Origin of the sequence: Pseudonocardia nigra (genome assembly GCF_019396355.1) — a bacterium.
Classification (GTDB): domain Bacteria; phylum Actinomycetota; class Actinomycetes; order Mycobacteriales; family Pseudonocardiaceae; genus Pseudonocardia; species Pseudonocardia nigra.
In genome coordinates this window covers 1-8,774 of record NZ_JAHKRK010000272.1, presented here as the reverse complement: position 1 = coordinate 8,774, position 8,774 = coordinate 1, and the positions used below count along the sequence as shown (strand labels likewise).

The following is an 8,774-nucleotide window of genomic DNA, read 5'->3' as shown; positions in this document are numbered from 1 at the left end:
GGGATGTGCCCATCCGGGATGCGACCGAACCCCGTCATGGTGCGAAATTCACCACGTCCTCGAATGGGAACACGACGGGCACACCGAGCTGAACAACCTGGTGATGTTGCGCAGAATGCACCACCGGTTGATCCATCATTCCGGCTGGATCGTGCGCATCGTCGACGGACAGCCCGAGTTCATACCCCCGAAATGGGTGGATCCGGAGCAGAAGCCCCGCCGAAAACCGCGGCCGACAACCGGCGCGAGCTGGCTCACATAAACAGCTTCGAGCGAAGTGCTCACCGGGTTCCGCAATCGTCAGGTGAGCAGTCGGCTGGTGAAGCCGCGCTTCACGAGCCTCCGGTAGGCGTGCTCCACCCCGATCGGGACGTCCTGCTCGACGGCGAAACCCAGCCGAGTGACAACGACTCCGACGCGCACACGACCGCCCGAGGTCGGTCTGCGCGACCCGGCTCTCGATGCCCAACCGGGCGAACCACTCCCGGGCCACCAGCAGAGACACCCGCGCCGAACTCGGACCGGACAGCCTGCCCTGATCCCGCCGGATCCCGCCCTGCAACACCAGTGACCGGGCGAGCAGGTACGCGCCACGTTCGTCCAGCTCGGTCGCCGGGAAGCGCATCATCCACCGCTCGACCAGCGTGCCCGCCGTACCGAAGTCCTTCAAAGTGCTCACTGGATGAGCACTTCACTCCCGCATGCTGACGGTGTTCACCGCGGCGGAGACACCGCCGCCCGACCCAGGGAGCACCGATGTTCCGAGGATTCGCCACCATCAGCTTCTACGCCGACGACCTCGCCGCGGCCCGCGACTGGTACACCGAGCTGCTGGGCGTCGAGCCCTACTACGCCTACCCCCCGCAGCCCGCGCCGCCCGCTTACCTCGAGTTCCGGATCGGCGACGACGGCGACGAGCTCGGCTTCATCGACCGCCGCTACGCCCCTGCCGGCGCCTGCAGCGCCCCCGGCGGCGCGGTGATGCACTGGCACGTCGACGACCTCGCGGGCACGGTGGAGAAGCTGCTCGCGATGGGCGCCACCGAGTACCAGCCGATCACCGAGCACGGCGACGGCTCGGGTTTCACCACCGCGTCGGTCGTCGACCCGTTCGGCAACGTCCTGGGTGTCATGCACAACCCGCACTACCTCGAGGTCCTCGCCGCGCGGACGGCGAAGCCGTGACCGCCGTGACCACCATGACCACCGTCCACGCGGCCGATCGCGCCCAGTGGCGGGCGTGGCTGCACGACAACGCCGGAACCGCCGACGAGGTCTGGTTGGTGATCCACCACAAGGGCAGTGCCACCGCGAGCGTGCAACACCGGGAGGCGCTCTGCTTCGGCTGGATCGACAGCCTCGCCCGCAAACACGACGCGGAGTCGTGGTGCCAGCGCTTCACCCCGCGCAGCCCCCGCGGCGCATGGAGCAAGGTCAACCGGGAGCTCGTGGAGCAGCTCACCGCGCAGGGGCTGATGACACCGGCCGGTCAGGCCGCGGTCGACCTCGCGAAGCGCACCGGCACGTGGTCGGCGCTCGCCGACGCGCAGAACGGCGTCGTCCCCGACGACCTGCGCGAGCAGCTCGCCGCCGACGAGACCGCCGCCGCGCACTTCGCCGCATTCTCCCCGTCGGCCAGGCGGGCGCTCCTGGAGTGGATCGCCCGCGCCAAGCGGCCGGAGACGAGGCAGCGGCGGATCGCCCGCACCGTCGATGCCGCCGCGCGCAACGAACGGCCCTGACCAGCCGTCAGCCGTTGGACACCTCCGCGGGCCAGGGCTTCCCCGTCGCGACGACCGCAGCGGTCCGGACGAGCTCGCCGTACTCCTCCCAGAGCTCACGCGGAAAGCGGTGCAGAGGCATGGAGATGCTCAGAGCGGCGACCGGGCGGTCGGCCGGATCGAGGATCACGGCCGCGGTCGCCGCCACGTCGTTCCGCCACTCCGACGTGTTCAAGGCGTAGCCGCGCTCGCGGATCTCGGCCAGGTCGTCGAGCAGCTCCTGCAGGTCGGTGATCGTCCGCTCGGTGAACCGGTCGAGCCCGTCGGCGAACAAGGCTCGCACCTCGGCCTCGGGCAGGCGCGCGAGGATCGCCTTGCCCGACGAGGTCGCGTGGATCGGTGCCGCGCCGCCCACCCAGGAGTACGTGCGCACCGGCTTGGTGCTCTCGATCTTGTGGAGCAGCACCACCTGGGTCTTCTCCGGAACCGTGAGGTGGATCGTCTCCCCGGTGCGGCGGTGCAGCTCGCGCATCGCCGGAAGTGCGAGCTCGAGGACGTCGGAGCCGTTGGCGAACTGCGCGGCGAGCGTGAGGACCTTGTTCGACAGGGTCCACCGCACCTGGACCTCATCGGTGGACCGGATCCAACCCAGCTCGCCGAGGGCCTGCAGGACGCGGTGCGCCGTCGTCTTCGGGACACCGGCGCGCCGTGCAACGTCGCTGACCCCCACCGGCTGCAACTCTCCCACCGCCTCGATGACGGCGAGAGTCGTGGTGACGCTTCGCATCGGGTCCCTTGACCTCCCTTTCTCCCGATCCTATCGTTCCGTCGCAATGTAGCGGAACGCCGTTCCTCTCAGAGGAACAAAGGAGACCAATGACGCCCTCCTTCGGAGCTCTCGCCGGTGTGCGGGTGCTCGACGTGACCCAGGTGATGGCCGGGGCCTACTGCTCGATGCTGCTGGCCGACATGGGCGCGGACGTGGTCAAGGTCGAGAAGCCCGGAACGGGTGACGACACCCGGCGGATGGGCGAGTTCATGCCGCACGGCGAGTCGCCGTCGTTCATGGCGGTGAACCGGAACAAGCGGGGCATCGTGGTCGACCTGCACGACCCGCGCGGCGTCGACGTGCTCCGCCGGTTGGCCGCCGAGTCCGACGTCCTCGTCGAGAACTTCCGGCCCGGCACGATGGCGAGGCTCGGCCTCTCCTACGAGGACCTCTGCCAGGTGAACCCGGAGTTGATCTACTGCTCCGTCTCCGGCTTCGGCTCCACCGGCCCGTACTCCGAGCAGGGCGGATTCGATCTGATCGCACAGGGCATGAGCGGGGTCATGAGCTTCACCGGCGAGCCCGGCAGGCCACCGGTCAAGACGGGGGTTCCGATCTGCGACCTGAACGCCGGCATGTTCGCCGCCTACGGCGTCCTGACCGCGTACATCCACCGCCTGCGCACCGGGCTCGGCCAGTACGTGGACACGTCTCTGCTCGAAGCCGGCATCGCCTACACGGTCTGGGAGACCGCGCTGCTGTTCGCGAAGGGGGACGTTGCCCGGCCCACCGGCTCGGCGCACCGGCTGTCGGCGCCCTACGAGGCGTTCCCCACCGCGGACGGCTGGCTCACGATCGGCGCGGCCAACCAGCGCAACTGGGAACGCCTGTGCGTCGCGGTCGGACGGTCCGACCTGCTCATCGACGAGCGGTTCGCCAACGCCGGTACGCGGCTCGCGCACCGCGCCGAGCTCGCCGAGCAGCTCGGCACCGTCCTTGGCACCCGGTCCACTGCCGAGTGGGTCGACCATCTTCGCGAAGCCGGTGTCCCGTGCGGCCCGATCTACGACATCCAGCAGGTCTACGACGACGAGCACGTCCGGGCGCGGGAGATGCTCGTCGAGGTGGAGCACCCGAGGGCCGGGCGCAACCAGCAGATCGGCGTGCCGGTCAAGCTGTCCGTGACCCCTGGGCGGGTCCACTCCCCCGCTCCCGTTCTCGGCCAGCACACGCGCGAGGTGCTCACCGAGGCCGGGCTGCCCGAGCGCGAGGTGGCCGAACTGATCGCCGCCGGCGTCGTCGAGCAGGCGGCGTTCGAACCGATCGAGGCGCGATGACCCATCTGGCGCTCCGAGGCGTGACCAAGACCTTTGCCGACGTCACCGCCGTCGACGACCTCGACCTGACCATCGAGGACGGCGAGACCGTCGTGCTGCTCGGTCCGAGCGGCTGCGGGAAGACGACCTGCCTGCGCATGATCGCCGGCTTCGAGCGACCGGACGCCGGCGAGATCGTCTTCGCCGGCGAGACGCTGGCATCCCCGAAGGCCTTCGTGCCGCCCGAGAAGCGACACATGGCGGTCGTCTTCCAGAGCTACGCGCTGTGGCCGCACATGAGCGTGTACGACAACGTCGCGTTCGGGCCGACGACGGCGAAGAACGACCGGGCCGAAGTCCGTCGCCGCGTGCTCGAGGTGCTCGAACTCGTGCAGCTGACCGGGTACGAGGACCGCTACCCGCACCAGCTGTCCGGAGGACAGCAGCAGCGCGTGGCGCTGGCCAGGGCACTCGTCACCCGCCCGCGCCTGCTGCTGCTCGACGAACCACTGTCCAACCTCGACACCCGGCTGCGTGAGGAGATGCGTGGCGAGGTCAAGAGGATCCGGCAACTCCTCGACGTCACGATGGTCTACGTCACCCACGACCAGGCAGAGGCGCTCTCACTGGCCGACCGCCTCGTCGTGATGAACGCGGGCCGCATCGAGCAGATGGGGACGCCGACCGCGGTCTACCGGCGCCCGCGCAACGGCTACGTCGCCCGCGCGCTCGGGGCCACGAACATCGTGCCCGTGGACGTCCTGGCGTGCCACGGCGCGTCAGCCCACGTGCGCCTGTTCGGTGGGCTCGATCTCGAGGTCGACACCAGCAGGCTGAACGGCAGCTTCGGGGACCGCGCGCAGGCACTCGTGTCGATCCGGCCCGCCGGCATCAGCATCGGCCTGCCCGAGGCAGGTCGCCCGCGAGCGACCGTCACCGAGGCGATGTTCTTCGGCGACGTCGTGCAGTACGCGGTGGACTTGCCCACCTGCCCGGTGCCGCTGAAGATCACCGGCTCCGGCGCGCACCCGTACCGACCCGGCGACACCTTGTCGCTCGACGTCGCGCCCGACGCCGTCGCCGTCTTGGACGACCACCTTCCGCAGCCATCGACCGAGGGGATCGCATGAACAGCTCGCCCAGGTCCACCCGACAGTTCCTGACCGCAGGCCTCTCCGCGTTGGCCCTGCTGGCCGCAGGCTGCGGGGGCTCCGACGGCGCGGCGTCGGCAGCAGGCGGTGGTGACGCTCCCGAGTGCGGCTTCTCCGAGGAGCTCGTCGCCGCGGCGCAGGAGGAAGGGCAGGTCACGATCTACGCGGGCGGCCACACCCGCGAGACGCTCGAGCGGCTCACCGAGATGTTCCAGGACGCGTACGGGATCACCGTGACGTCGGTCCGCGAGGACTCCGGGGCGGTGGTCCGCATGGTGCAGGCCGAGCTCGCCGCCGGCAATCTCAACGCCGACGTGATCAGCCTCGCCGACATCGCCGCCATGGCCGAGCTCGCCGAGGACGGCGCCCTCATGCCGTCGGAGGCCCCCAACCTCGACGAGTTCATCGCCGGGGTGGACGACCCCGAGACGCCGCAGATCCCGTACGCGGTGACCCCGCTCGGGATCATGTACAACGAGGCCGTCACCATCGACCCGCCGAACTCCTGGCAGGAGCTCGCCGACTACGACGGCACGATCGTGGTGGCCGACCCGAACGCCTCGGGCACCTCGTTGCTGTTCTTCAGCATGCTCACCGAGCACCTCGGCGACGAGTGGCTCGCGAAGCTGGCCGACGGCAGTGTCACCGTCACGGACAGCTCGCTGGCGCTCGCGCAGCTGGTCCTGACCGGCGAGGCCGACGTCGCCGTCCCCGCGATCGAGTCGACCGTGATCGCCGCAGCCGCAGGCGGGGAGCCGCTGGCCGCCGCATTCCCGGAAGACGCCGTCCCGACCTTCTCGTCCGAGCTCGCCGCGCTGGCCGGTTCACCGCATCCCAACGCCGCGAAGCTGCTGGTGGGCTACCACGTGTGCGAGGCCTTCCAGCAGTCGGTGGCCGAGCAGGGTGGGCGTCCGATCCTCGAAGGTGCGCCCGCACCGGAGGGCGTGGCGGATCTCGGCGGAGCCGAGCTACTGAGCCCGGATCTGGAGCAGCTGGCCACGAAGGCGGAGCCGCTGCGGGCGCGCTTCACCGAGCTGTTCGGGTGAGCAGGCGGCCGCGCCGACGAGGGAGGAGGACCGATGTCGATCAACATCACGCAGCGGCGCGGTGACGCGTCCGTCCCACCTGCTCCTCGTGGACGTGCGGCGATGACGCTTCGGCCGGCGCAGCGGGCCACCGCGTTCGAGCGTGCCGGTCGGCTGACCTGGGTGCTGGCGCTGGGCGTGCTGCTGGGCTATCCGCTCGTCGAGCTCTTCCGGCGCAGCGTCGTCGCGGACGACGGCTCGTTCACCCTGGAGCACTACGCCGGCCTGCTCCAGGACCCGCAGCTCGTCGGCGCCACGCTCAACTCGCTGTGGATCGGCGCAGGCACCGTCGTCGGCAGCCTCCTGATCGCGATGCCCCTGGCCTACCTGGTGAGCCGGACCGACCTGCCGGCGAAGAGGTTCTTCGGCACCAGCGCCGTCCTCACGTTCGCGGCACCGAGCTTCATCGCCGCGCTCGGCTGGATCCTGCTGCTCGGCCAGAACGGCCTGATCAACACCACCCTGATGGCGGTGTTCGGCCTGGCAGAGCCCCCGTTCGACATCTTCACGCCCTGGGGGATCATCTTCGTCCTGTCGATGTTCCTCTACCCGCTCGTGTTCCTGCCCGTGTCGGCGGCGCTCAACAACGTGGATCCCGCGCTGGAGCAGGCGGCGGCCAGCTTCGGCGCGAGCCGCGCCCGGGTACTGGTCAAGATCACGCTCCCGCTCGCGCTCCCGGCCACGGTCGGCGGGTCGATCCTCGTCTTCGTCACCAGCTTCGTGATCTTCGGCCCGGTCGCGATCCTGGGCGCGCCCGCGGGCTTCGAGACCATCCCGATGGTGCTGCTCCGGCTCATCTCGGCGCCGCCCCGCATCGAGACCGCCGCGGTGATGAGCGTGCCGGTCCTGCTCGTGATCGCGCTCGCGCTGCTGCTGCGCCGCTGGCTGGTCGGTGCCCGGCGGTTCACCGTCCTCGGAGGGAAGCCGGGCGCCCGGCCGGTGCTGCACCTCGGGCGGGCCCGACCGCTCGCGACGGCGTTCGCGGTCGGGGTCTTCGTCATCACGCTCGTCCTGCCGTTCGGCATCCTCGCCCTGACGTCGTTCCGTCGGGCGATCGGTCTGCCCCTCGGCCTCGACAACCTCGTGCTCTTCGACAACTACCAGCGCGTTTTCGAGAACGGCCAGATCGTGGAGGCGTTCACGAACAGCTTCCTGCTGTCCGTCGGCGCGGTCCTCCTCGGTCTCGTGCTCGCACTGCTCGCGTCCTGGCTGGTGCAGCGCACCCGGGCGCGCAGCAACGGCGTCATCGCGCCGGTCATGCTGTCCCCGCTGGCCTTCCCCGGCGCCGTGTTCGGCATCGGAATGATCATCGCCTTCGCCCGGCCCCCGTTGGCACTCGGCGGCACACTGACCATCCTCCTGCTCGCCTACACCGTGCAGGCGCTGCCACTCGCCTTCACCTACATCAACGCGGCGATGAGCCAGATCGGCCCCGAGCTCGAGGAGGCCTCGCGCAGCCTCGGGGCGGGCTGGACGACCACGTGGCGCCGAATCACCCTGCCACTGTTGAGGCCGTCCGTGGTCGCGGTTGCGCTGATCACCTTCGTGCTGCTGTTCCGCGAGCTGGAGATGTCGGTCTTCCTCTACACCGGCGCGAACCCGACCACTGCCACCGTGCTCTACGAGCTCGCGGGCGAGTCGCTGTTCCAGCTCGCGGGCGCCCTCTCCGTCGTGATCCTCGCCGTGAACATCACCGTGGTGCTGGTCGCGGTTCGCCTCCTCGGCGCCGACGGCGCCGCCACTCCCACCGCACAGGAGAACCGATGACCGTCGACGGCAGCCCTTCGACCCACGTGACGCTGGAGTACCAGAACCGCCACGTCGCCCTCGTCACCCTGGACCACCCTCCGGCGAACACCCTCAGCTGGGAGAGCCGGCAGGCCCTGATCCGCATCCTCGACGAGCTCGACGCCGACCCCGAGGTGCGCTGCCTGGTGATCACAGGCGCCGGTCCCCGGTTCACCGCGGGGGCGAACCTGCGCGAGGACCAGGCGATGTCCGACGACCAGCTCGAGGCGTTCCTGGGTGACTTCGACCGGATCCTGACCGGCATCGAGGGGTTCCGCGCGCCCGTCATCGCCGCGATCAACGGCGCGACGATCGGGGGCGGGCTCGAGTTCGCCATGGCGTGCGACATCCGCACCGCCTCCAGCGAGGCCTTCTTCGTGGCTGCCGGAGTGAACGTCGGTCTCATCGCGAACTTCTGGCGCCTGGCGCGCATCACGGGGCTGGGCCCGGCCAAGGAGATCCTGCTGACCGGCGATCGTTACACCGCGGAGCAGGCCCTCACGTGGGGCCTGGTGACCGAGGTTCACCCACCGGACGCGCTGCTGCCCGCCGCCCTCGCGAAGGCCGAGCGCATCGCCACGCGTGCTCCCCTCTCCGTGGAGGCCACCAAGAGGTGCGTCAACGTCGCCCTCGATCTGGAGCGGGAGCCGGCGCGCGCGCTGCAGGTCGAGAACTTCCTGGCGATGTTCCGGACCGAGGACCACAAGGAGGCGCTGGCCGCCTTCTTCGAGCGGCGCCACGGGAACTACCAGCGCCGCTGAGCTCGGCGCGCAGGTCCCCGTTGCAGCAAAGCCACTTTCACGCCACGAGCTTGCGTGAAAGGTGACATGTGGCGGGACCCCCTCGGCACGGAAACATCGGTCCCGTGGGAACCAGACCGTGGTTCTGATGGTGCTCGAGGAGGTCCCGATGGCGATCGTAGGCGGGTTGGATCTGCACCGGAA

10 protein-coding genes are annotated in these 8,774 nt (G+C 69.9%); 8 read left to right on the top strand and 2 right to left on the bottom strand.

What is annotated here, in order from left to right; translation table 11 throughout:
• A partial coding sequence (locus KME75_RS37220; protein ID WP_219419644.1) for an HNH endonuclease signature motif containing protein occupies positions 1-262 on the top strand: 262 nt, incomplete at its 5' end.
• A 38-nt stretch (positions 263-300) separates the two neighbouring features.
• Here KME75_RS37220 and KME75_RS45385 read toward each other — a convergent pair.
• Positions 301-423: a hypothetical protein gene (locus KME75_RS45385; RefSeq protein ID WP_281424851.1), complete on the bottom strand. Its 123-nt coding sequence runs from the start codon at positions 421-423 to the stop codon at positions 301-303.
• Positions 424-756: 333 nt separating this feature from the next.
• On the opposite strand from KME75_RS45385, the gene KME75_RS37215 reads away from it, so the two are divergent.
• Positions 757-1,185, top strand: a complete 429-nt coding sequence (locus KME75_RS37215; protein ID WP_219419643.1) for a VOC family protein — start codon at positions 757-759, stop codon at positions 1,183-1,185.
• Positions 1,186-1,199: 14 nt separating this feature from the next.
• The gene (locus tag KME75_RS37210; RefSeq protein WP_219419642.1) at positions 1,200-1,742 is read left to right on the top strand and encodes a YdeI/OmpD-associated family protein; all 543 of its coding nucleotides are present in this window, start codon (positions 1,200-1,202) and stop codon (positions 1,740-1,742) included.
• 7 nt (positions 1,743-1,749) lie between these two features.
• Here KME75_RS37210 and KME75_RS37205 read toward each other — a convergent pair whose 3' ends face one another.
• A complete protein-coding gene (locus KME75_RS37205) occupies positions 1,750-2,508 on the bottom strand; it encodes an IclR family transcriptional regulator (RefSeq protein ID WP_219419641.1) in 759 nt (252 codons plus the stop codon).
• An 89-nt stretch (positions 2,509-2,597) separates the two neighbouring features.
• Here KME75_RS37205 and KME75_RS37200 point away from each other — a divergent pair, with 89 nt between their 5' ends.
• From KME75_RS37200 to KME75_RS37180, 5 genes are all read left to right on the top strand, one after another.
• Complete coding sequence (locus KME75_RS37200) at positions 2,598-3,827, top strand: CaiB/BaiF CoA transferase family protein (protein ID WP_219419640.1); 1,230 nt, start codon at positions 2,598-2,600, stop codon at positions 3,825-3,827.
• Between the two features lie 20 nt (positions 3,828-3,847).
• Positions 3,848-4,936, top strand: coding sequence for an ABC transporter ATP-binding protein (locus KME75_RS37195; RefSeq protein ID WP_219419639.1), 1,089 nt, complete (start codon positions 3,848-3,850; stop codon positions 4,934-4,936).
• Positions 4,933-6,003 (top strand): ABC transporter substrate-binding protein, encoded by a 1,071-nt coding sequence (locus KME75_RS37190; protein WP_219419638.1) that lies wholly within the window; start codon positions 4,933-4,935, stop codon positions 6,001-6,003. Before KME75_RS37195 ends, KME75_RS37190 begins: the two co-directional genes overlap by 4 nt.
• A gap of 102 nt (positions 6,004-6,105) precedes the next feature.
• On the top strand, positions 6,106-7,809 hold the full coding sequence (locus KME75_RS37185; protein ID WP_219419637.1) for an ABC transporter permease: 1,704 nt from the start codon (positions 6,106-6,108) through the stop codon (positions 7,807-7,809).
• A complete protein-coding gene (locus KME75_RS37180; RefSeq protein ID WP_219419636.1) occupies positions 7,806-8,591 on the top strand; it encodes an enoyl-CoA hydratase/isomerase family protein in 786 nt (261 codons plus the stop codon). Before KME75_RS37185 ends, KME75_RS37180 begins: the two co-directional genes overlap by 4 nt.
• Positions 8,592-8,774: the final 183 nt, after the last annotated feature.